21 protein-coding genes are annotated in these 23,738 nt (G+C 56.7%); 7 read left to right on the top strand and 14 right to left on the bottom strand.

The features are described 5' to 3' along the window. Nucleotides 1-387: AMP-binding enzyme (locus CAI21_RS06105; RefSeq protein WP_404840854.1), on the top strand; the 387-nt coding region annotated here is incomplete at its 5' end. A 132-nt stretch (nt 388-519) separates the two neighbouring features. Beyond that, nucleotides 520-1,482, top strand: a complete 963-nt coding sequence (locus CAI21_RS06100) for a hydrolase (RefSeq protein WP_116301464.1) — start codon at nt 520-522, stop codon at nt 1,480-1,482. 63 nt (nt 1,483-1,545) lie between these two features. Here the strand turns inward: CAI21_RS06100 and CAI21_RS06095 are convergent, their stop codons facing one another. Continuing rightward, nucleotides 1,546-3,615, bottom strand: a complete 2,070-nt coding sequence (locus CAI21_RS06095) for a PDC sensor domain-containing protein (RefSeq protein ID WP_181919285.1) — start codon at nt 3,613-3,615, stop codon at nt 1,546-1,548. A 218-nt stretch (nt 3,616-3,833) separates the two neighbouring features. After that, a complete protein-coding gene (locus tag CAI21_RS06090) occupies nt 3,834-4,439 on the bottom strand; it encodes a QsdR family transcriptional regulator (RefSeq protein WP_116301462.1) in 606 nt (201 codons plus the stop codon). A gap of 371 nt (nt 4,440-4,810) precedes the next feature. Here CAI21_RS06090 and CAI21_RS06085 point away from each other — a divergent pair, with 371 nt between their 5' ends. Then, complete coding sequence (locus CAI21_RS06085; protein WP_220347777.1) at nt 4,811-5,677, top strand: alpha/beta hydrolase family protein; 867 nt, start codon at nt 4,811-4,813, stop codon at nt 5,675-5,677. A 27-nt stretch (nt 5,678-5,704) separates the two neighbouring features. Further along, entirely contained in the window at nt 5,705-7,348 is a 1,644-nt protein-coding gene (gene lnt, locus CAI21_RS06080) for an apolipoprotein N-acyltransferase (protein WP_147305040.1), read from the top strand. A gap of 29 nt (nt 7,349-7,377) precedes the next feature. Here the strand turns inward: lnt and CAI21_RS06075 are convergent, their stop codons facing one another. Continuing rightward, nucleotides 7,378-8,307 carry a LysR family transcriptional regulator gene (locus CAI21_RS06075; RefSeq protein ID WP_116301460.1) on the bottom strand — a complete coding sequence of 310 codons (930 nt, stop codon included), beginning with the start codon at nt 8,305-8,307 and terminating at the stop codon, nt 7,378-7,380. Between the two features lie 127 nt (nt 8,308-8,434). Here CAI21_RS06075 and CAI21_RS06070 point away from each other — a divergent pair, with 127 nt between their 5' ends. After that, nucleotides 8,435-9,043, top strand: a complete 609-nt coding sequence (locus tag CAI21_RS06070) for an FMN-dependent NADH-azoreductase (RefSeq protein WP_116301459.1) — start codon at nt 8,435-8,437, stop codon at nt 9,041-9,043. 17 nt (nt 9,044-9,060) lie between these two features. On the opposite strand, the gene CAI21_RS06065 is transcribed toward CAI21_RS06070, so the two are convergent. After that, entirely contained in the window at nt 9,061-9,660 is a 600-nt protein-coding gene (locus CAI21_RS06065) for a TetR/AcrR family transcriptional regulator (protein ID WP_116301458.1), read from the bottom strand. 95 nt (nt 9,661-9,755) lie between these two features. Between CAI21_RS06065 and CAI21_RS06060 the strand changes: the two genes are divergently transcribed. Continuing rightward, the gene (locus tag CAI21_RS06060; protein ID WP_116301457.1) at nt 9,756-11,795 is read left to right on the top strand and encodes an NADPH-dependent 2,4-dienoyl-CoA reductase; all 2,040 of its coding nucleotides are present in this window, start codon (nt 9,756-9,758) and stop codon (nt 11,793-11,795) included. A 140-nt stretch (nt 11,796-11,935) separates the two neighbouring features. On the opposite strand, the gene CAI21_RS06055 is transcribed toward CAI21_RS06060, so the two are convergent. Beyond that, nucleotides 11,936-12,169: a hypothetical protein gene (locus CAI21_RS06055; protein ID WP_116301456.1), complete on the bottom strand. Its 234-nt coding sequence runs from the start codon at nt 12,167-12,169 to the stop codon at nt 11,936-11,938. 282 nt (nt 12,170-12,451) lie between these two features. Here CAI21_RS06055 and CAI21_RS06050 point away from each other — a divergent pair, with 282 nt between their 5' ends. Beyond that, a complete protein-coding gene (locus CAI21_RS06050) occupies nt 12,452-13,306 on the top strand; it encodes an HDOD domain-containing protein (protein ID WP_181919284.1) in 855 nt (284 codons plus the stop codon). 17 nt (nt 13,307-13,323) lie between these two features. On the opposite strand, the gene CAI21_RS06045 is transcribed toward CAI21_RS06050, so the two are convergent. The 9 genes from CAI21_RS06045 to infB form a co-directional block, all read right to left on the bottom strand. Further along, nucleotides 13,324-14,103 carry a DUF427 domain-containing protein gene (locus tag CAI21_RS06045; protein WP_116301454.1) on the bottom strand — a complete coding sequence of 260 codons (780 nt, stop codon included), beginning with the start codon at nt 14,101-14,103 and terminating at the stop codon, nt 13,324-13,326. Nucleotides 14,104-14,122: 19 nt separating this feature from the next. Then, on the bottom strand, nt 14,123-14,782 hold the full coding sequence (locus CAI21_RS06040) for a dienelactone hydrolase family protein (RefSeq protein ID WP_116301453.1): 660 nt from the start codon (nt 14,780-14,782) through the stop codon (nt 14,123-14,125). A gap of 41 nt (nt 14,783-14,823) precedes the next feature. After that, on the bottom strand, nt 14,824-16,179 hold the full coding sequence (locus CAI21_RS06035; protein WP_116301452.1) for an erythromycin esterase family protein: 1,356 nt from the start codon (nt 16,177-16,179) through the stop codon (nt 14,824-14,826). Next, nucleotides 16,172-16,873, bottom strand: coding sequence for a phosphoribosyltransferase (locus tag CAI21_RS06030; RefSeq protein WP_116301451.1), 702 nt, complete (start codon nt 16,871-16,873; stop codon nt 16,172-16,174). The genes CAI21_RS06035 and CAI21_RS06030 overlap by 8 nt, the downstream gene beginning before the upstream one ends. Nucleotides 16,874-17,068: 195 nt before the next feature. Further along, on the bottom strand, nt 17,069-19,165 hold the full coding sequence (gene pnp / locus CAI21_RS06025; RefSeq protein ID WP_116301450.1) for a polyribonucleotide nucleotidyltransferase: 2,097 nt from the start codon (nt 19,163-19,165) through the stop codon (nt 17,069-17,071). A 44-nt stretch (nt 19,166-19,209) separates the two neighbouring features. Continuing rightward, nucleotides 19,210-19,479: a 30S ribosomal protein S15 gene (rpsO, locus tag CAI21_RS06020; protein WP_116301449.1), complete on the bottom strand. Its 270-nt coding sequence runs from the start codon at nt 19,477-19,479 to the stop codon at nt 19,210-19,212. Nucleotides 19,480-19,623: 144 nt separating this feature from the next. Further along, entirely contained in the window at nt 19,624-20,535 is a 912-nt protein-coding gene (truB, locus tag CAI21_RS06015; protein WP_116301478.1) for a tRNA pseudouridine(55) synthase TruB, read from the bottom strand. Nucleotides 20,536-20,579: 44 nt separating this feature from the next. After that, nucleotides 20,580-20,978 carry a 30S ribosome-binding factor RbfA gene (gene rbfA, locus CAI21_RS06010; RefSeq protein ID WP_116301448.1) on the bottom strand — a complete coding sequence of 133 codons (399 nt, stop codon included), beginning with the start codon at nt 20,976-20,978 and terminating at the stop codon, nt 20,580-20,582. Between the two features lie 82 nt (nt 20,979-21,060). Continuing rightward, the gene (gene infB, locus CAI21_RS06005; RefSeq protein ID WP_116301447.1) at nt 21,061-23,709 is read right to left on the bottom strand and encodes a translation initiation factor IF-2; all 2,649 of its coding nucleotides are present in this window, start codon (nt 23,707-23,709) and stop codon (nt 21,061-21,063) included. Nucleotides 23,710-23,738: the final 29 nt, after the last annotated feature.

Below are 23,738 nucleotides of genomic sequence, written 5' to 3'. Positions count from 1 at the left end.
AACGTCTCCGGCCACCGCATGGGCACCGCCGAGGTGGAAAGCGCTTTGGTGCTGCACGAGAAAGTCGCCGAAGCGGCCGTGGTCGGCTTCCCGCACGATATCAAAGGCCAGGGCATCTATGCGTATGTCACCTTAATGAACGGCACGGAACCGAGCGAGGACTTACGTAAAGAACTGGAAGCCCTAGTGCGTAAGGAAATCGGCCCGATCGCCAAACCCGATGCCATTCAGTGGGCGCCGGGGCTGCCGAAAACCCGCTCGGGCAAGATCATGCGCCGGATTCTGCGCAAGATCGCCTGCAACGAGCTAGACAGCCTAGGCGATACCAGCACCCTGGCCGATCCGACAGTCGTCGATCAGCTGATCGATAATCGGGTAAGCCTGTAATCTTCCGGGGGAAGGCTACGCCTTCCCCCTTTCGGCTTAGCAAGCTTTAAGTGAATTCCAGACTTCCGCCAGCGCATTCTGCCGCTAAATTCGTTATGCTCGCCAGTGGTAGCAACCACTCCCCGCAGAGCGATGAGCGAGCATACTTTTATACCCCACCCCTGGCTAACCAATCCGCATGCGCAAACGATTTATCCAGCATTGTTGCGCCGCCGGCCTCGGCTCGCATTGCGCGAACAACCGCTCGAATTACCTGACGGCGATGTACTTCGTTTAGTGTGGGGGCCAATGACAAACGGCCCATTGGTGATTATTCTGCACGGCCTTGGGGGGCAGGCGTCGTCAAGCTATGTTCTGGGGCTGATGCGAACGCTATACGATGAGCACGGGCTTGGCAGCGTCGTGATGCAATATCGAGGGGCAGGCGGCTGGCGTAATCGGCTGGATCGATTTTACCACGCCGCCGATGTCGACGATCTCGACCAAACGGTACGTGCCATACGTCGCTGGTTTCCGGAACGCCCACTGGCGCTCGCCGGCTATTCGCTGGGTGCGAATATCGTGCTGAATTGGTTGGGAGACATGGGGGCTCAGGCGCCGATTCAAGTGGCCGCGGTCGCCTCCCCGCCGTTTGATCTCCACGCCTGCGCCGAGCATATCGACAAAGGCTTTGCGCGGATTTATCAATGGGATCTGCTACGTAATCTAAAGCGCATGGTGCGGCGGAAGTTCGGCACACACCCCGCACCACCGACCGATCTCCGCCTTTTGCGCCAAATTCGTACACTCTACCAATTCGATGATCTTCTAACGGCGCCGTTGCATGGATTCGGGACGGCTGCCGCTTACTACCGCCAAGCCAGCTGCGGTCAGCGCCTTAGCGGCATCGAACGGCCAACGCTGATTGTGCACGCAGAAGACGACCCCTTTATTCCAGCCACCAGCATTCCCGAACCGGCCAAACTCCGTTCCGCCGTGGCGTTAGAACTCTCTCCCCGCGGTGGCCATGTCGGCTTTGTCGCGCCTGCGAAAGCCGGCGGGCTACGCTGGCTAGAGCGGCGGATGGCCCGTTTCATCGCGTTAGCGCAGCATTGAGCAATTATTGCGCCCTTCTCTTCCCGGCTCGCGCAAAGACCAAGGCAATTATGCCGGGTGTCTCTAACGGTAAAAGATAAGCACCGTGACGAAGAAGAAACCGCCATGCAGTAAAGGCCAGTACAGAAGCTTCGGGATTAAGTTGTCCTTATAGTGGAAAAAACGGCTGTAGTGCGGCCCGGCGAGCATGAAGGCGTTAATAGCAATGGCTACGATTGCAAAATAGGTGATGAAGTAGAAATACTCGATATACATAATCTGTTCCGCCACATAACGGCGCCGTATATCGATGTGAGCTAAGAGAATAATAAAGAAGATGGCAGCAGCCGTACCCAACACACGCGATGTCGTAAACCCATATAACGAAGCCTGCTCCTGACGCCGGGTATCGATCATCAGCATGGCAAACAGCATGATGGCGGCAACGAATAACGGCACTTGATTAGAAATAAAGGCATCGGTTAGATTTCGTCGCACTACGATGTTATACGTCAGCTCTGGAAAATCGCCGTCCTTAGCGATCTCGGAAATCCCAAAGCTCACCCGATAATCGAAAAACCGATAGGCAAAAAAGCTACGGAATACTTGCCAACCGGGCAGAGCAAATCCCGCTTCGAGCCCAGGCAAGGCAGTGGGGTGCAATAAGCTGTAATCACCCAGCGCGGGCACAAGCACGACGCCACGCTCCATATCCGGATGCCACACGCGCAGTTGCAGGTTCCGTACATCGATAGGAAATCGCGTGTAATCCGTCGGCTGGTGCAAAGTGGTCTTAAAAAACCAGCCAATCACCTCGTCATTACCGTCGCGGAAACGAAATAAGGGCCGTAGCACATCTTTATCCGGCACCGCGTCAGGAAAAAACAACGCCCGCTCTAAGTCATCGTGTTCGGGGCTTTCATAACGTTGCCAGATAATTCCGCTCACAACGAAATCGTGCGGAGTTTCGAAACGGATAGCTTCAATGTAAACGCCGGTCGGCACCAGGAGCGGCTCTCCGATGGAATGCTCCTCCAACTGCCGCCGGTAATCCGCTAAGTAGTTTTCCATCGCCGTACTGTCCACCAGCATGACAGAATCCGGAGGGTCTCGTCCGACCTCGACAAACTCCACCGACCAAATTCGCACAATACCGATCAGAAACACCAACGCGATCCCGACACTACTCCCCCAGAGTACACGTTGCGAATATAGCCGGTAGCTGGCCAGCGCCACCAACACTGCACATAGCCCAAGCACCAAGCCAATAGTCACGACAATCTGCGATCGTTTGTGATGAGTGAGATTGAGCGGCACCTCGTCGTAGACCGCCACTACGGCAAGCGACCATTGGGGGACAGGAATAGGGCTGAAGAAAATCCAGGCATCCTGCCCAGTCAGTTCGTTGCTATAAGCAATGGCGCCACTGCGCAGATCCGTCGCCCGTTCGGCTAGCCTACGCAATTGCGGATCGCGCAATTGCGTAGCCAACGCTTGCAGAGTCAGACCCTGGCGGACGTAGGAACGCTGCGGATGCGATACAAACTGTCCGTCCGAGGAGATGACGAACGCATACCCCGTAGGGCCAAGATCCAGCGCCGTGACTAATTCCCGCACATCCTCTAACGAGTAATCCACGCATACGGTTCCATCATGCACTCCATCTACCGCCGGCGCGCTGCCCGGCAGTTGAAACGGCGCGCAATAGCCCGACACCATGGTTTGACTAGCTTCGCCAAAGAACGGATTAATCCATCCCGCGGAACGTATTCCTGCTCGGAACCAGTCAGCATCGGTGTAGTCGTAAAAGTCTTCTATCTGTATCAGCCGATGCCGATCGTCTCGCTTCACCCAGTACGGCGCATATAATTGCCCCGACAGCGGCTCTGCCTCGGGACTGAAGGCGACCACCACCCCGAACAGATAAGGATTTTGCTCCACCACCTCGGCTAAACGGGCTTCAAGCTGATCCAGGGGCACTTCCCCAAGCGATAAATCTAAAGCCAGGTCATCAGCGATGGCCGACAAGCGGACTAAGTCCTCGTCGAGCTGCTCCGCCGCAACGGCGGCTTGAGCCTGAAACCGTTCAAACCAGCTCTCCGTCGCTAAAACACGGGTGCGGTAATCGGCCCAGGCAAAGAGAGCCGCTGCCACGAATGCCGTCAACGCGCAGCATGTCGCTAGTGCAAAGACAAGCCTGGGAAACCCTGAGGGAGGTCGCATGTTCGACGCCGCCGGACAGTAGAACGAGAGTACTCCGCTACTCGAACGGTCAGGTGATCAGCTATTCTGACACTTATTGGTTACGTCAAAGCACGCTTTCAATGGGCGCGACCGGAGGCGCAAGGGGGTGGCGCTCTGGTCTTATAATGCTACGCATTACCCATGAGCAACAAACGCATGATGGTGCGTGCCTCGCCGATGGCTTGTCGGTAGCTTCCAGTAGCTTCGTCAAACATAAGGGATTTATTAATGCGGGTTAAAATCTCCGCGAAGCGCTCCGTTGGCAACGGCAAAGAAAGCTCGCCCTTAACCACCTGCGATTCCAGGTGCTCGCGTGTAATCTCAACCACTCGTTTATGCAAGACGCTGGAAGAGCTACCAAGCAATTTCAGGGCATATTCCGGATCGCGCCGCAGGAAACGCTGCATCGGCTCGGCAGCGAGCACCTCCATCATTGCTCGCTGATGAACTTCAACCACATGCTCCGCCCCTTGCTGCGTACTCTCCGCAATAGCCTTACGAAAAATCGGCTCGTAAAGCGACCAGAGAATCTCCTGAACCAGTAAATCCTTACTCCCCACCCAGCGAAACAAGGTGGCTCGGCCGATGTCCAGATCTTTGGCCAATTCAACCAGATTAAGCTTCTCACCTTTTAGCCAACGCGAACGTGCTAAGCGGAAAGCATCCAGGGGCGTTGCCCGCTCGTTATCCGATTCGGCCAAAGCGCGAGCAAGGCGAGTTTGTTGCGAAGCCATGCGATTCTTCTCCCGTTCGGCACTTAGTCCATTGCATAAAAGCCGCTTCCAGACAAGCACTTGGCAACAACCTAACGGCGCCCCAATTTACAAGAAAGAAGCTTGTTTAAAAGAGCGCTGAACGATGTGTATGTGAACGAAAAACGCCAAAAACTTGACATAAATACTGAATCATACTACCCATCCTTGGGTAAGGATAGGTTGTTCTTAGATTCTTGAATTACGAAAACAATTATATACCGATTGACAGCAGCCCTATAGGTAAACCCGCCACGCCGACCGGTAATACGGTTGGATGCCGCCTTGTTGCGGTAACGAGCGAATGACATCGCGTCATACGCGCAAAGATGGCATAGAGGAGAGAACCTAGAATGGTCAGGAAGACAAACCTTAGGGCATGGCTGCTTGCCTTGGCATGGGCGGTTACCGGCGGTGCCGCCCAAGCAATGAACCCGGGCAACGAAACGTCGGGGACAACAAGCACGGGTTTTCCCAAAAGTAATGACTTTGCCGCAGTCGGCCCGTTTGCGACCACGCTGGTCAGCGAAGGCCCAGACTGCGAAATCTATCGACCGGAGACTTTGGGCAAACAAGGCTTACGACACCCGGTCATCCTATGGGGCAACGGAACCGGCGCGAGCCCATCCACCTACGAAGGGTTGCTCGATCATTTAGCCAGTCACGGGTTTGTGGTCGCTGCCGCCCAAACCTCCAACGCCGGCACCGGCCAGGAAATGATCGCTTGCCTTGATTATCTCGCTCGTCAGAACGAAGCCGACTGGGGGAGTTATACCTACTTGTTAGATATCGAACGTATCGCCACGGTTGGGCATTCGCAAGGCGGAGGCGGTGCCATCATGGCAGGTACCGACGAACGAGTCCTAACGACAATATCGATTCAACCCTATATCCGAGGGCTCAGCCATATTGAGAATGCGCAAACCGCGCAGAACGGCCCCATGCTGCTTTTCTCCGGCAGCAGCGACATCATCGCCAGTCCGACAAAGAATCAACGCCCGCTATACGACAGCGCTAATGTGCCGGTTTTCTGGGCAACCTTGCGCGGTGCCGGCCACTTCGAGCCGACAGGCGATGCAGCGGGTTTTCGTGGCCCGCTAACCGCGTGGCTGCGCTATTATTTAATGGATGACCAGATGGCGCGCCATGTATTCAAAGGCAATAACTGCGGCCTGTGCCAGGAAACTACCTGGGCGGTCGACCGTAGAAATTTTGATTAAGCACATAAGAAAGCACTGACAACAGCCGTGAAAATATCGTCAACCGCTCCCCATTCGCCTTTGGAGCTGTCGCGTTACGAACACGTACGCAACCGGCTCCAAACGCTTTCCGAGGTTACGACAGCGCGGTATGGGTTAGCTATATTAAGCGGCTGCCTAATCTTTCTCCCGTACGCCGAGCCGCGATTATTCGTCACCGGCTGGATCGCTTTCGTGCCGCTGTTGTTAGCGATTCGAAATCGCGGACTTGGCGAAAGTTGGTTACTCGGTTTGGTTGCCGGCGCTGTGGCTTGGCTCGGTGCCACCTCTTGGATGGCCGAGTTTTTGACCATCTTTAAAGCGTACGAAGCCCCTCGAAATTATCTTACCGCATCGCTTTATTGGCTGTATGCCGGCAACAGTTTTGCCTTGGTCGCCTTGGCATTGTGCTGGCTACAACGACATTCGCGACTACCGTTAGTTGTTCTTTTTCCGCTCGTCTTCGTCGCGGTGTTCAACCTCTACCCCATGCTGTTTCACTCGCGGCTAGGAGAAGCGCAAAGCCATTTCCTGATAGCTTTGCAAGCCGTCGAATTGACGGGCGTCTACGGCCTCGACTTTTTCCTTGCCATGACGAGCGCCCTACTTTTTGTGGCGTTGGTGGGTCCCAGCGGAGCTCATGAGAAAGCCTGGAACATTACCGGCGTTGCCTTGCTCGGCCTCTGGTTCGGGTACGGGCTTTATCATGTGCAGGCTTGGGATAACAAAATCGCCGGTTGGGAAGCCCGGCAAGTGGGCATTGTACAGCCTAACGACCGCGTCAGCCTTGACATTCCTAACCCCGCGCCGGGTTATAGCCGCGCATACCCACCGGAGATGGCAGCCACCGAAGCGCTAGCGGCACAAGGCGCCGAGTTGGTTGTATGGCCGGAATCCCGCTACAAGGGTTATTTCGCCCAGCGTAATGTCCGCGCGAACTACGAAGCGCTGGTTGCCGACATGGGAATATCCTTGTTGTTTCACGATCTGGAATGGGAGCGAGATGCCCAAGGCAGGAGAAAAAGCTATAACACGGTGGTACACCTTGGGCCAGACGGCCATTTGGAAGGCACTTATCGTAAGATAAAACGGGTTCCGTTCGGCGAGTACACACCCGTGGTCAGTGAGATTCCGTTCATTCGCCGCTGGGCCGAAAACTATTTCGGCGATTTCCTACGCGAAATTACTCCCGGCACCGACCACGCCACCTTCGATGCCGCGGGTATGCGCGTAGTATCGAGAATCTGTTACGAAACGGCCTATCCGCGCTTTGTTGCCGAAGGTATCGGCGCCGATGCGGCCGGTAAAATCCTCGTTTTCCACTCACTGGACGGCTGGTTCGGCGAAACCAACCAGCCGTTTATGCACCTTTACTCTTCCGTACTTCGGGCGGTGGAAAACCGCGTACCGATGGTTCATGCGATCAACAACGGACCCTCTGCCGTTGTGCTACCCAACGGTCGCATTAGCCATCAGTCGGCAGCGTTTATCGACGATACCTTTGTTGTCGCGCTCCCTTACGCTCCCGACGCTGGCGGCAGCCTTTTCAGCCGGTTTCCGAACGTATTTTTGTACACGGTCTACACTATCTTTTTCGCACTCGCTGCACACGCCCTGTGGCGGAGAAAGCAGGGCCGAAACGGCAAGCAATGAGCGGCAGCGCGTTGGTTTTTCTCGGCATCCTATGAAGGTATCCGCGAGCTAACGCCCATCTCTTCGGCCAACACAGGCAGCCGAGCGGCGAGGAAATCGATAAAGTGTCTAACGGCCGGCACCAGCCCCCGCCGATAAGGGTAGACAGCATGCAGTTGCCCGGTCGGGAGGCTCCAATCCGGTAACACATTCGCCAATCGCTTACCCGCAAGGTATTCGTGACAGACGAAACCAGGCAACGCCGTAATCCCCACCCCTTCCGCAGCGGCATCCCGTAGCACCCACATATCGTCGGTGGTCAATCGCGGCTGGTGAGAAATCGTCAGCGACTCGCCATCCCGCCCCTGTAGCTCCCAAATATGCCGCCCTTCGGTAAAACGTAACGACAGACTGGGAAACATGGACAGGTCAACCGGATGACGGGGCTCTCCGTAACGCACCAATAGCTCGGGACTAGCGACCAAAATAAGCCGGCTGATTCCGAAACGGCGCATTACTAAGGAAGAATCTTCAAGACTTGAGCGGACCCTGATAGCAACGTCGACACCATCGGCAATCAAATCCACCCGCCGACTGCTGGCCTCCAGATCGATCCGTACCTTCGGATAACGAGCGAGGAACTCCGGTACGGCCCTGGCCAGCAAGGTTTGCGACACCGATAAGGGCGCGGTAACCCGCACCAAGCCACTGGGTTCGCCCTGAATACGCTGTACGGCTTCACTCGCCGCCTCCGCAGCCGCTAGCACCTCCTGGCAATGCCGCAGATATTCTCGCCCGATATCGGTTAGGGTCAAACGGCGCGTCGTGCGATGCAGCAAACGCACTCCCAACCCCTCCTCCAAGCGACTGATTCGCCGACTCAGCGTCGACTTCGGCATCCCTACCGCATAAGCCGCCGCGGTGAAACTGCCATGCTCGGCCACTTGGGCAAAGTAGTACATGTCATTGAGGTTTTGCATGCCTTAATCGTTCCATTTTCGGAACAATAAATCCAGCCTTAGCCAACTAGTTAAATACCCAATACAAATATACGCTTTCAACTGTTGCTCAGTTGTCTTAACCAACCCAACCCGGTAGGAACCAACCATGAAAGCGTTACATATCGATTCCAGCATATTGGGCGAGCAATCCGCTTCTCGCCGCCTTTCGGCCGATATTATTGCTCATTTGCGCAAGACCGACCCGTCTCTGGACGTTACCTATCGCGATTTAGCCGCCGAACCGCCCGCTCATCTGGAAATCGCCTACCTCGGTACAGCCGATGCCGCTTCCGGGGAACACACTAAAGAAGCGGCTTTCACCGAGCAGCTATTGCAGGAGTTTTTGCAAGCCGACCTACTCGTCATCGGCGCACCGATGTACAACTTAGGCATACCCAGCGTGCTGAAAGCGTGGTTCGACCGCATTATGCAAGCTGGAAAAACATTCCGTTATACGGAAACCGGCCCGCAGGGTTTGGCTGGCGACAAACGTGTACTGATCGCTTCGACACGCGGCGGCATCTATTCGGTAGGCGCGGCTGCCGAACTCGACTTTCAGGAAGCGTATTTACGAGCCGCCTTCGGTTTTATCGGTATCGACGATGTAACATTCATTCGCGCCGAGGGCCTAGCAATGGGCGAGGAGGCTCACACGGCCGCTATGACGCAAGCGCAGAAGGAACTACAGGGCGTGGTTATTTCCCTTGCCGCTTGACCTGCAAGCCATGGAGGTCACCGTTGCAAGGCAATCAGAATCACTCTGATCGCCTCTTCGCTGACCTCCTCCATATCGGCCCGGTCCAGGTAAATTCCGTCGAGCAGTAACCGACACACGCCGTGTAAGGTTGCCCAACTTGCTTGCGCAACGCGCAGGGGACGCTCAGCAGACACCCCCGCGCGTTGTAGCAACTCTTCAATACGCGCTACATAACGGCGAAAGCTTCGATAAGCCACTGTCCGCAGCGCTTCGTTCGGCTGCCCTTGTTTCCATAGCGTACGACCGAACATCAGTTCATACCGCTCCGGATCGTCGGTAGCAAAGGCTAGATAAGCCCTGACGAATCGACGCAATCCTGCCTCTAACTCAGGCCCGGGAGCCAAACAGGCTCCATCCACCAATTTTTCCAGCTCTAAGAAACCTTCGCTCGCCACGGCACATAGGAGGTCGTGCTTGTCGCGGAAGTGGTGATAAAGCGCGCTACGCGAGACACCTACTTGCTGTGCCAGTCGTCGCAGCGACAGTCCTTCGACACCTTCGGCAGCCAATAGATGGCGCGTCTCGCTAAGCAAGGTCGGGCGCAAATTACCATGGTGATAACGTTGACCGGTCATCAAGATCGACCTCCTAATATTGACGCCGTCAAGATACCGCTCTATCTTGACACTGTCTAGATAAAAAGCTGCTGTGCAGATAGGAGAATTCGTCCATGGCCGAACCCGCCGCCCCAACTTACCCTCACCTTTTGGCCCCGCTCGATTTGGGCTTTACCCGGCTTAATAATCGAGTCGTCATGGGTTCCATGCATACGGGATTGGAAGATCGCCTCTGGCATCGAAAGAAACTTGCGGCTTACTTCGCCGAACGCGCTCGCGGCGGTGTCGGCCTGATCATTACCGGCGGCTTCAATCCTAACGTTAGGGGTTGGCTGTATCCGTTTTCGGGAACCATGCGCCACCATAAAGATGCGTTGAGTCATCGCGTTATCACCCGCGAGGTCCATAAAGCGGGAGGGAAAATCTGCCTACAGCTGTTACATGCCGGACGCTATGCTTATCACCCTTTCTCGCGCTCGGCATCCGCCATCAAAGCGCCCATCAATCCTTTCAAACCTAAGGCGATGACGACCCGAGAGGTGGAGAAAACCGTTCGGGATTTCGCCCGCGCGGCGCGCTTTGCGCAAAAGGCCGGCTACGATGGCGTTGAAATCATGGGTAGCGAAGGCTACCTGATTAATCAATTTACCGCGCCACGAACCAACAAACGTAAAGATCAATACGGCGGCAGCCCCGAGAACCGGCGCCGCTTTCCGGTCGAGATCGTGCAAGCAATGCGGGAAGCCTGTGGCGAGAACTTCCTCATCGTCTACCGTTTATCGATGATCGATCTGGTCCCTGACGGCGCAACCCAGGAAGAGATCGTCGCCCTAGCGCAAGCCTTGGAACGGGCCGGCGTCAACCTCCTCAATACCGGCATCGGCTGGCACGAGGCGCGCGTCCCGACTATCGTCACGTCGGTTCCACGGGCGGCTTTTGTCGATGCGACCGCGCAGGTCAAACGCGCGGTTTCCATTCCTGTAATCGCCTCCAACCGTATCAACACGCCGGAAGTTGCCGAGGATATTCTCGCTAGCGGGAAAGCGGACCTTGTGTCGATGGCTCGCCCCATGCTGGCCGACCCCGAGTTCGTCAAGAAAGCTGCCGAAGGCCGCAGCGACGAAATCAACACCTGCATCGCCTGCAACCAAGCCTGTCTCGATCATACCTTCGAGATGAAGCGCGCCTCCTGCCTGGTTAATCCGCAGGCTTGTCATGAGACGGAACTCGTTTACCTAAAGACGGATAAACCGAAAAAGGTTGCCGTGGTCGGTGCCGGACCGGCGGGCCTGTCAGCAGCAACGGTGGCTGCCGGTCGCGGTCATCGGGTGACGTTGTTCGAAGCATCCGAACGCATTGGCGGCCAGTTCAATATGGCCGCACGCATTCCCGGCAAGGAAGATTTCTTTGAAACCTTGCGCTATTTCCGCCGTCGGCTGGATGTCACCGGAGTAACGCTACGCCTTAACTACCGAGCAACTGCTCAGGATCTGGACGATTTCGACGAGGTGATCATCGCCACCGGCGTTGCGCCCCGGACTCCGGCCATTCCAGGCATTGAGCATCCGATGGTCATCAGCTATCCGGACTTATTACTCGGACGCGCTCAAGCGGGGGCCAGGGTTGCCGTTATCGGCGCCGGCGGTATCGGTTTCGACGTTGCGGAGTATTTAGTGCACGGAGAACCACCGGCGGAACGGGCACCGCAACCGCTCGCACAATGGCTGCAGGAATGGGGCGTCGACCTCGCTAATCAAGCGCCTGGGGGCCTTACCGAACCGGCACCGGAGGCACCGGCACGCCAGGTTTATCTGGTACAACGCAAAACCACTCCCCTTGGTAAAGGGCTCAACAAGACATCGGGCTGGGTCCACCGAGCGACGTTAAAAATGAAAAACGTCGAGATGATCCCCGGCTGCCTGTACGAACGTATCGACGACGACGGTCTGCGCATCAATGTCGGCGGCGAGAGTCGTTTGCTGGAAGTCGATAACGTCATCATCTGCGCAGGCCAAGAGTCCGTCCGGACGCTGTACGATCAACAGGCGCAGCACAAGCACGGCTATCACATTATCGGGGGAGCCGATGTCGCCGCCGAGCTCGACGCCAAGCGGGCGATCCGTCAGGGAGCGGAAATAGCCGCGAAGCTATAACACTACGCGATAGTAACCCGTTTGCGGCCCTGCGACTTGGACAGGTAGAGGGCCGCACCGGCTTTATGAATCAAAGCGGTGTCGTCGGTAAGATCCCCATCGGCCGAGCGCAGTTTGCTAACGATCCTCGGGCATTTTCGCTAGCAAGCGCATAACGATCCCCGCCCCGTCAGGCTCCGTACCAGCTCGTATTCCTTGCGTAAACGCGCCTGAGCATCGGCACCGCCGCGCAAGACTTTAAGAATAACCGGCTGTCCGTCGCTCTCGCGACGCGCTCGGTAAACACGAGCGGTATTGCCTTCGTACATCGCGCCCGCACTTTGGTAACCGGTTAGAAATATATTCCCTTGACCGATCTGCAAGCTGATCGCCATTATGCGGGCCCTTAGCCGCTATAGAGAATCGAAGAACAGAGTCGGTGCCATACCCGCTCCTCACTTTAACGCCGAAGCTTAAGGTCGGCGAGAAGGGAATGCCTCTACTTCCATAAGCATCAGACCTCTCTCATTAAGGTTTCGGCCATCATGCCGATCGCTGAAGCAACGGCGGCAAGACCGACACACATTAAAATTAGACTTTACTAATACTTAGTCGTTATAGTTTGGGCCTTATAACTCTTGCCCATGATTTATAATGATAATGAGCAGCTGACGCATATGCCCCTCAACGCAACCGAAACGACCGACGATTTCTCCCGTATATTCAAAGACCTGATCGCATGGATGGAAAGCGGCCAGCTTGTTCTGCCAGGCGTTCCGGAAGTCGCGCAGAAGGTTCGAGCCGTTGCTTCCGACACCGACGCCGGCCCCAAAGAACTCGCCAACGTTATTAATATCGATCCACCGCTGGCGGCACATATTATTAAGGTCAGCAATAGCGTCTCTTACCGGGGAGGCACGGTAAACAGAAGCATACAAGGTGCCGTAACGCGTTTAGGCTTTCGGCTCACGGCCACTTTGGCGACAAGCTTTTCGATCCTGCAAATTATGGGATCGGCTTCCGGCGACCACGCCAGAATTCGCGATCTGTATGCCCACAGCCTTGCCGTCGCCGAACGCACCTATGCGATTGCCCGTCGGCACAAACACCTTAACGCGGAAGATGCTTTACTCGCCGGGCTGGTGCACGATTTAGGGGTGCTGGTTATTTCGCAGTATTTACGTCATCAAGATCGCTTCAACAACGAGCAACAAAACGAAGCCATTATTCAGGCACTGCATCCGCAGGCAGGCGCCACTTTATTACGTCGTTGGGAATTTCCAGAGCAGCTAATCGAAGCGATAGAAGTACATGAAGACTGGGAGCGTGGGGAGGCATCCACAAAGCCTGATTATACGGATTTGATCATCGTCGCAAACTACGACGTGTACCGAGGAACGCCGAAGCTAGCCGGTATAACCCAACCCCCCTTGGCCTTTACGCGTTTGGGGCTTCAGGCCGGTCGGCCGTTAGTTCAGCAAGATAATTTGGGGGATGACATGGATGCGGCGAGACGACTGCTTAGCGCATGAGATGACAGCAATGCCGGTCAGTGCTTATTGACACCGTCGACCCAAAACTCGTCGACGGACTCCTGATAAAAGCACAATAGATTAGCAATACGCGCAACCTCCAGTTGCGGGCAGGGATAATACCAAACGATATCCTCGTAAACGCGCCCCCGCACTTCTACGTGATAATAATGTGCCTGCCCCTTGTAGGGGCAGTGGGTGACGGTTTCGCTAGGAATTAAACGGTCGGCCCACACATCTAGTCGCGGCAGGTAATAGCGCGGGAGCAGCCCCGTTTCCAGCAACATAAACGGTCTTCGACTCGCTGCTAACTCTTCTCCGGCGATGGCTATACGGATATCCCTGGCACTGGCGAGAATATCGATGCGGGTGTAAGGGTCGCGGGGATGCACATACACCTGCTCTTCTTCTTCAAACCACGTATGCAGCGCCCCCCACTCGAAGGCTAACCAACCTCGCAACACGCCTACCGCCGATGTGGGCTGGGTTAAACTCCACGCTGCACGGGGAACCATCTGCTCGGTAGTCGACAAATTCCAAAGCTCTCCCGCGCCTTTTCTCGGACAGGTAAACTGCTCGCCGCTGCGCTTGAGCAAGTCCATGCGAATATCGTCCTGCGGAAAGTAATAAACAGGGACCTTCCCGACTTCACGCACCAAAACTGCCTGCTGACTATCGACTATAACCTCTCCGGCAAGCAAGCCGCGTATACGCTTAGGCATCGGCACACACTGCGGCATATCCGGCTCGTAAGCCAAACTCAAGGGAGACAAACTGCCATAGCCTTCAACTTTCAACCGTACTCTCTCCAGAGGTTCATGTCGGCAATAGACGCAAGAACCAGTCTCGCGTTCGCTCAGCGACGTTTTCCAGAGCACCCGGCTCGGGGAACAGATGCGTGGCTCCCGGAACAATGATCAATTCGTGCTCGACCCGCAACGAATCGGCAGCTGTCCGATTCAGTTCGATCACAACACCGTCAAGCCCTCCCACAAGCAGCAGACAAGGCGCTCGAACTCGAAACAAATCGTCGCCGGCCAGTTCCGGCCGGCCGCCGCGGGAGACCACCGCTTTCACAACGCCCGGCCTCTGCGCCGCCGCCTTAAGCGCTGCCGCGGCGCCGGTACTTGCGCCGAACAAGCCCACTCCTAGCCCGCCGATGGTAGGGTTTGCTTGCAGCCAGTCGACCGCCGCGGTTAGGCGCTGACCTAATAGGTCGATATCAAAACGTAACTCTGCCGTATAGGCGTCGATACGCTCCTCATCGCCGGTTAGCAAATCAAACAGTAAAGTGCCCAAGCCCGCTGCCTGTAGCGATCGGGCAACGAAGCGGTTACGCTCGCTAAACCGGCTACTGCCACTACCATGGGCAAACACGACTAAGCCCAGGGCGCTATTCGGCACCGTAAGGTCGCCGGCAAGGGATACCTCCCCCGTAGGGATCTGAACAGCCTCTGTCGTCGTTTCAGCTGGCATCGTACACCTCGTCGCCGGCGATGCCGCTTAGCCCGGATGACTTACACTCCGAACGGATAGGTCTCCGGCATGTCGCCTCGCTCCCACTCGGAGGTTCGATCCAAGGGCTCCAGAGCGCGGGTATGGTCAAAATGGAACACCGCGTCAAACTGCTCGCCCAAGCGGCTTTCGAAGTAATGGCTGAGCCGCTCGGTCTCGGGCCGGTAAATGACACCTATAGCTCGTTCCAACAACGGCTCCGTTAGCAACCCATCGGCACTTTGCCCCCGCAGAGGAAGATAGAAGCGTTCCGGCTCCAATTCGTGAAAAATGCGCTCAACGCTACCTTCCAACCCGGGGCGTACCCGACGCCGCCAAGCCGGCCCATCCCAATCGTGTGCTGCGGTAACGGTGCCGCTGTAGGTCGTAAAGCCGACCAACACCGTATCGCCTCCCCGCCGCTGCCGCATCAGCTGCCCTAAGTTGTGCTCGCCGCGCCGCGACATAGCCGTCGCCCGAGCATCGCCTACATGAGAGTTATGCTCCCACACGACAATTCGCGCTTGCTGGCCATGGCGCGACAAATGCTCGGCTAAGGCTTCCAGCGTTTCCGCCATATGTTGATCGCGCAAATTCCAAGTATTATCCCAGCCGGTGAACATTGCCCTGTAATAGGCTTCGGCGTTGCGAACCAAGTGGGCATTCCGCTCGGCTTGAAACTGCTCGTCCTCCGCTTCCATACCGTCGTGCCGAAGATAGATGTGGGCCTTCTGCCGCAACCTTTCCAGTTGCTCGACGGCCTCCTCCCGACAAGAAGGCCTCCGTCCACGGCGGACTTCATGCCCATAGTACTGCGGCTCTCCGGTGGCGCTTTCCAGACAAGCGTAACGAGCTTTTGCCGCCTTCGCCTCTTCCGGATCCATCTTTTCCAAGTAGGCCAATACCCACTCTACCGAGCGGTACAGGCTGTACATATCCAGCCCGTAAAACCCAACGCGATCCCGAGCAGCACGCGAACGATTAACTGCTCTTAACGTTTCGACAAATTCGCGAACCTCCGTGTTACGCCACATCCACAGCGGAAACCGCCCGAAGTCGTCCAAAGCGGCATCGGCGTCGGCGTCGGCATCTTCGCCTCGCACGTAGCGGTTGACGCGATAAGCATCCGGCCAATCCGCTTCTACGGCCACAGCCGTGAAACCTTTCTCGTTAATCAAGCGCTCCGTGATCGCTGCCCGGGCCGCATAGAAATCCCTAGTACCATGAGTCGCTTCGCCCAACAACACGAAACGAGCATCGCCGACCAGCTCCATAAGGCCGTCGTAATCGTTGCGGTGCCCTGTTAGCGGTTGCGCCAATCGCCTGAGCTTAGCTTGCTGCGCGGCACCGTAGCGTAAGGACGCAGAGGGACTATCCATCGCGCATTCCCTCCCGACGATCGTCTACCGAGCCTGGGGGCCTGGGCTGCGGTAAGTCATGCCATGCATGGCTCAATATCGACCGCACTTCTTCGTCGGTCGTTTGAGAAAAGTCCTCATACCACGCTCCCACCCCGTAAAACGGGGCCGGCGACGATAAGCAAACTACATCGTCCGCATCTTCGCGCAGCCTTAAGACCGTATCCGGCGGCGCAACTGGGACTGCAACGGTAATCTTGGCCGGCCAATGCTGACGTAACGCTTTAACCGCGGCACGCATCGTCGCGCCCGTTGCAACACCGTCATCGACCACCAACAGATGGCGCCCGGCTAGGGTCGGCAAAGGTCTCTCGCCGCGATAAGCCTTCTCCCTTCGCTTAAGTTCGCGTTCTTCCGCGAGCAGCGCAGCATCGATATAATCAGCTGTAATCCCCAACCCCTTAATCAAGTCCTCGTTCAGCACCAGCGCACCGCCGGTTGCCACAGCGCCCATCGCCAGCTCTTCCTGCCCAGGCACGCCAAGCTTGCGCACAATCAGCAGGTCCAGCTCCGCGTTTAAGGCATTCGCCACCTCGGCTGCAACCGGCACGCCACCGCGCGGCAAGCCGAGTACCAACAGGCGCTCGTCGCCTTCATACCGGCCTAAGACATCAGCCAACTGGCGACCTGCTTCGACACGATTAGAAAAACGCATGATAAAGCGCTCCTGCAAGCGCAAAGGTTAGAAAACGCGTGAGGTATGAACCTTAGCTGGGAGCAAAGCTGGGGGATTCAAGAGAGGGAGTATTAACGCCGCCGATCATTGGCCGCGTATATATCCTAAAAGATCGTAAACCAAAGCACCGAAAAAAAGGGCCCATCTGGGCCCTTCTTCGCTCAAGCCTTGAAATTAGCTATCGGCTTCTTCCACGGCCTTAATACTTAGACGGATGCGACCTTGCCGGTCAACCTCAAGCACCTTGACCTTAACGATCTCGCCTTCGCTGAGAGCATCGCTAACGTTCTCAACCCGCTGATCGGAAATCTGCGAGATGTGAACCAAGCCGTCGCGACCAGGCAAGATGTTGACGAAAGCACCGAAGTCCATGAGTTTCTGGACTCGGCCTTGATACACCTTGCCAACCTCGACGTCTGCGGTCAGCAGCTCGATACGACGCTTAGCATCTTCGCCGGCCGCTTTATCGACCGAGGCAATAGTCACCACACCGTCGTCGTTAATATCGATACTGGTGCCGGTTTCTTCCGTCAACGCCCGAATGGTTGCCCCGCCTTTACCGATCACGTCACGGATCTTCTCAGGATCGATCCGGATGGTGATCAGGCGCGGTGCGTACTCGGACATTTCGGTACGCGGCGTCTGGATGGCTTCGTTCATCTTCTGCAGAATATGCAGCCGACCAGCCTTCGCCTGTTCCAGCGCTTGCTCCATGATCTCCCGGGTAATACCCTGGATCTTGATATCCATCTGCAGCGCACTGATACCCGTTTCGGTGCCAGCCACTTTGAAGTCCATGTCGCCAAGATGGTCTTCGTCGCCAAGGATATCGGATAAGACAGCGAACTTATCGCCGTCTTTGATCAGACCCATCGCAATACCGGCAACCGGGGCTTTAATCGGCACGCCGGCGTCCATGAGGGACAAGCTCGTGCCGCACACGCTGGCCATCGAGCTAGAGCCGTTGGACTCGGTGATCTCCGAAACCACACGAATCACGTACGGGCACTCTTCCGGGCTCGGCATAACAGCTTGTACGCCGCGTTTGGCTAAGCGACCATGACCGATTTCCCGTCGCTTCGGCGCCAGCATGAAGCTGATTTCACCGACACAGTACGGCGGGAAGTTGTAGTGCAGCATAAAGTTTTCTTTACGCTCGCCTTCGATCGCATCGATGATCTGCGCATCGCGCCCCGTACCCAGCGTGGTAACAACCAAGGCCTGGGTTTCGCCACGGGTGAAAATGGCAGAGCCATGCGTACGCGGCAACGTGCCAACTTCGATATCGATATAGCGAACGGTTTGATTGTCGCGCCCATCGATACGCGGCTCGCCGGCCAAGATCCGGCCACGGACGATCTCTTTCTCCAAGCTCTTGAACGCGTTATTAACGTCCTTCAGGCTCGGGCCTTCCGATTCGTCCTCGCCGACCAGCTTCTCTACCACCGCATCGCGGATCTCGCCGACCTTCTCCTGCCGCGCTTGCTTCTCGGCAATCGAATACGCCTCGCGAAGTGCTGCTTCGGCTTCGGCGGCGACTTGCTGGGCAAGCGTCTCGTCTTTGGCCGGCGCAACCCATTCCCACGCCGGCTTGCCCGCTTCGGCTTTCAGCTCGTCGATCGCGTCGATGGCAGCCTGCATTTGCTCGTGCCCATACAGTACGGCGCCAAGCATGATCTCCTCGGACAGCAGGTTCGCTTCCGACTCCACCATGAGAACCGCATCGCGGGTACCGGCCACGACCAGGTCGAGATCCGAATCGCTAAGCGCACTGAAGCTCGGATTCAGAAGATACTGGCCGTCTTTGTAGCCTACCCGCGCTGCACCGATGGGACCATTGAACGGCAAGCCGGAAACAGCCAGAGCGGCGGACGCACCGATCAACGCCGGAATATCGGGGTCGACTTCCGGGTTCATCGAAATGACGGTGGCAATCACTTGCACTTCGTCGCTGAAGCCCTCGGCGAACAGCGGACGCAAGGGCCGGTCGATGAGACGCGAAGTCAGGGTTTCCTTTTCGGTAGGGCGCCCTTCACGCTTGAAAAAGCCACCGGGAATTTTACCGGCGGCGTAAGTGCGCTCCTGATAATTGACCGTCAACGGCAGGAAATCCTTCGGCTCGGCGGACTTTTTACCGACCGCCGTCACCAGGACTACCGTGTCCGACATATTGACCAGCACCGCGCCCGTCGCCTGACGCGCTACCGCTCCAGTCTCTAGCGTTACGGTGTGCTCACCGTACTGAAATGTTTTTTTGCTTACCGGATTCACAAGCCTTCAACCGTTAGATGCGGACAGAATTAAATATCTAGGCGTTACTTCCGCAGACCAAGACGCTCGATCAGCGTCTGATAACGCTCACGGTCTTTGCGTTTGAGGTAATCAAGCAACTTGCGGCGCTGGCTAACCAAACGCAGCAGACCACGACGAGAGTGATGGTCCTGCTTGTGGGTACCGAAATGGCCGGTCAAATGCTCAATGCGTGCGGTCAGCAGCGCTACCTGAACCTCCGGGGAGCCGGTATCGCCTTCGGCGCGCTGATAATTCTTAACAATCTCACCTTTCTGTTCGGCGGACAGAGACATCGAAAACTCCTACAAAAACCGTGAACTTAGAAGCCTGTTGGGCTTACATATCCTGCAAGTCCAACAGGCTCCCGACTCGAAAGACGCATATTGTAGCCCCGGGCTGTTGCCCAAACAAGCTAAGTTAATATGCGAACAACAAATTTACGCCTGGGCTAAAAGCCGTTTCGGCGCCACCCGGCCATCGTCAAGGATAGCACCCATACCGACAAATACATCTTGAGGGCCGTAAATTCGTACCGATCCCTCGCCGGGGGCCTTCGGCACCCATACCGGCTGCCCTTGTCGCAGATAATAAGCAGAATCTGAGTCCAATTGGACGGCAGGCCAATGGGCTAACCCTGCATCGATGGGCAACAAGGCATTATCCAAGGCGTCAAGCCCTTGTTCGGCAAGCGCTTCTAACGCATCCAGCGTTATCATCGGCTGCCCGGCAAATGGCCCCAACGCAGTGCGGCGCAGCTGGCTAACGTGAGCTCCACAGCCGAGTGCTGCACCCAAATCTTCGCATAAGCTGCGAACATAAGTGCCTTTTGAACAGTGGACGTCAAGCTCTAGCTCGCTATTGCCAAGGCGCACCAGCACTAACTCGTGGATCAGGACGCGACGCGCCTTCCGCTCCACTTCTACACCCTGGCGGGCCAAGCGGTAAAGCCGCTCGCCTTGGTGTTTCAAAGCGGAATACATAGGCGGAATCTGTTCGATTTCGCCACGGAAACGCGCTAAAGCGGTCTCCACCACCGTCTCGGTCAACTCCGGCACCGGCAGGCGCTCTAATACATCGCCTTCCTGATCGCCAGTGGTTGTGGTTTCCCCGAGCTTGCAGGTAAAGCGATAGCGCTTATCCGCATCCAGCAAAAAACCTGAGATTTTGGTTGCTTCGCCAAAGCATAACGGTAGAAGTCCTGTGGCAAGCGGGTCCAAACTACCCGTATGCCCGGCCTTCTGCGCTTTGAATAAGCGTTTAACTTTCTGCAATGCTCGATTGGAGGTCAAACCCTCAGGTTTATCGAGCAAAAGAATTCCATTGACCGGCCGTTTTGACGAAGCCGCCATATACTTAAAACCTATCGCACTACGAGGTAGGCCGGGGCCCGCCCTCATTTATCCTGGTTAGACTCGTCCTCGCCCGCAGCGTCGCTACTGCGTTCGCCAACAGCCTGATCGATCAGCGCCGACAGCCGTGCGCCGCGCTCGAATGACTCGTCGTATACGAACTTCAGCGCCGGTACGGTACGCAACCGTAGGCGCTGACCGAGCAGCTTGCGCAAAAAACTGCTCGCATGATTCAACGCTTCCGCAAGCTCGACGCCTTCCTCGCGATTGCCGCCAAGGGGCGTGACATAGACTTTTGCATGCGCCAGATCGCGTGTTACGTCTACGCCCGAAACGGTCACCATGCCGACCCTCGGGTCGCGCACTTCGTCGCGAATCAACTCGGCGAGTTCGCGCTGTATCTGGTCTCCCACCCGCCGCGTTCTGGGAAAATCCTTAGGCATAGTCTCAATCTCCTCGATTCCCACATTAATAGCGTGGGTTGCCTATCTCGCAACCCACGCCGGCGGCCAGCTTGATCTCGCCTTACAGTTCGCGCCGGATCTCGACTCGCTCGTAACATTCGATCTGGTCGCCGACCCGAACGTCGTTGTAGTTCTTCACGCCGATACCGCATTCGGTACCGGACTGAACCTCATTGACATCGTCCTTGAAGCGCCGCAAAGATTCCAACTCGCCTTCATAGATAACGACGTTATCGCGCAGTACGCGAATCGGGTTACTACGTTTAACGACGCCTTCGACAATCAGGCAGCCGGCAACAGCGCCGAGCTTGGACGATTTAAAGACATCGCGAACTTGGGCCAGACCGATAATCTCTTCCCGAATCTCCGGCTCCAACATGCCGCTAATGGCATTCTTGAGCTGGTCAATCGCATCGTAAATAACACTGTAATAATGCAAGTCGACGCCGGACTCCTGAACCGCTCGCCGCGCTGCGCCATCGGCACGTACGTTAAAGCCGATCAGCAACGCGTTGGAGGCTAGCGCCAGGTTCACGTCCGACTCGTTGATAGCACCGACACCGCCAGCCACGATGTTAACGCGCACTTCGTCGCTAGAGAGATCGACCAGCGCCTGCTGTAGCGCCTCCGCGCTACCTTGTACGTCCGCTTTCACCACCAAGTTAACGGTATTAACCTGATCTTCCTGCATCTGCGAGAAGAGGTTTTCCATCTTCGCCGCTTTCTGCTGCGCCAGACGGGTATCGCGGTGTTTGCTCGAACGGTACTCCGCGACCTCGCGGGCTTTACGCTCGTCCTTGACGACCATCACGTCCTCGCCCGCGTTCGGCAACCCAGACAAACCAAGTACCACAACCGGAATCGAGGGGCCGGCTTTATCCACACGTTTGCCGTTCTCGTCGATTAATGCGCGAACACGGCCGTACTCCTTACCGGAGAGGACGACATCGCCGCGTTTCAAGATGCCGTTCTGCACCAGTACGGTGGCGACCGGGCCACGTCCCTTATCGAGGCTGGACTCAAGCACCACGCCGGTTGCCTGACAATCTTCCACCGCCGTCAGTTCCATCAGCTCGGCCTGCAAGCTGATCGCCTCTAACAGTTCTTCGATGCCCATACCCGTTTTCGCCGATACCGGCACAAACTGGACATCGCCGCCCCAATCCTCGGAAATAACCTCGTGCTGGGATAGCTCCTGTTTAACGCGATCAGGATCGGCATCCGGCTTATCCATCTTATTGATGGCGACAACGATCGGCACTTCCGCCGCACGAGCATGCTTAATCGCTTCGGCCGTTTGCGGCATCACGCCATCGTCGGCACTGACGACCAGCACCACGATATCGGTAAGCTTCGCACCGCGGGCGCGCATGGCTGTAAAGGCTTCGTGGCCCGGGGTATCCAAGAAGGTAATCACCCCGCCGTCGGTTTCGACATGATAGGCGCCGATATGCTGAGTAATACCGCCAGCCTCGCCGGAGGCGACTTTGGTGCGGCGAATGTAGTCCAGCAACGACGTTTTACCATGATCAACGTGCCCCATGATCGTTACCACAGGCGCACGCGCAACGCGCTCGCCATCCGGCGTATCGACCGAGCTGAGCACTTCCTCTTCGACCGCGCTTTCGCTGAGCAATTTCGGCTTGTGGCCTAATTCTTCGACCAACAGCGCCGCCGTCTCCTGGTCCAAGCTTTGGTTGATCGTTGCCATAACGCCTTGCTTCATCATTTCCTTGATCAGCAATGCAGCTTTAATGCTCATTTTCTGAGCCAACTCGCCGACGGTGATGGTCTCGGGAATCGGAACTTCTCGCACCATGGGCGCCGTCGGGCGCTCGAATCCATGCTGGATTTGCCGGCCGGCGTCGCTTCCGGCAGCAACGCGTTTACCGCCGCGACGACCGCTCTTGCCGGGAGCAACGCTCAGCGACTGCCTACCCTTCTTACCCTTAGCAGTTTTGCGAGCCACGCGCGCTTCAGCCTCGCGCTCTCGCTTGGCCTCTTGCTCTGCCCGCTTACGCTCTTTCTCTTCCTCGCGACGGCGCGCTTCGCGCACCTCCGGCGAAGGCCCTGCATCTTTCACCGGCGTTTCCTCGACCTCTTCCGCCGCACTGACCTTTGCCTCTTGCTCCGCCTTCGGAGCAATTTCGGCGGCGGCAGCCCGAGTCTGCTCTTCTTCCTTCCGCCTCGCTTCTTCCTCTGCCCGCTGACGCGCTTCTTCTGCCTCACGCTTCGCTTCAGCCTCAGCTTCCTGCCGAGCCCGCTCTTCTTCCTCTGCCTTGCGGCGAGCCTCTTCTTCCGCCGCTTTACGCGCAGCTTCTTCCGCCAGTGCTTGGATCAAGAGTTCAGCCTCACGTTTTGTTTCTTCGGCTTCCACAACCGTCCGTTTAACATAGGTACGTTTTTTGCGCACCTCGACGTTCACGGTCCGGGTTTGACGCGGCCCACGGGTGCCGGTACCGCCAGAAGGCAATTTAAGCTGGCTATGGCTCTTGCGTTTAAGCGTAATCTTCTTGGGGCCCGGGACTTCCTCGCCCTCGGCGTTCCCGTGTGCGTCACGCAAATGGGCCAGCAAGGCCGCCTTGTCCTCGTCGGACACAGCCGCATCGGCCTCCCGACTAGCCAAGCCCGCCTCACCCATTTGATGCAGCAGACGATCCACCGGGATTCCGACCGCAGTTGCGAGTTCTCGTACAGTAATATCCGCCATATTCTCTCTCCCCGGGCCCCTGTGCAAAC

It is taken from the genome of Alkalilimnicola ehrlichii (assembly GCF_003399765.1).
Taxonomy (GTDB): Bacteria; Pseudomonadota; Gammaproteobacteria; order Nitrococcales; family AK92; genus AK92.
The sequence above is the reverse complement of the archived record's forward strand: the minus strand, read 5'-3'. Positions and strand labels throughout refer to the sequence as shown.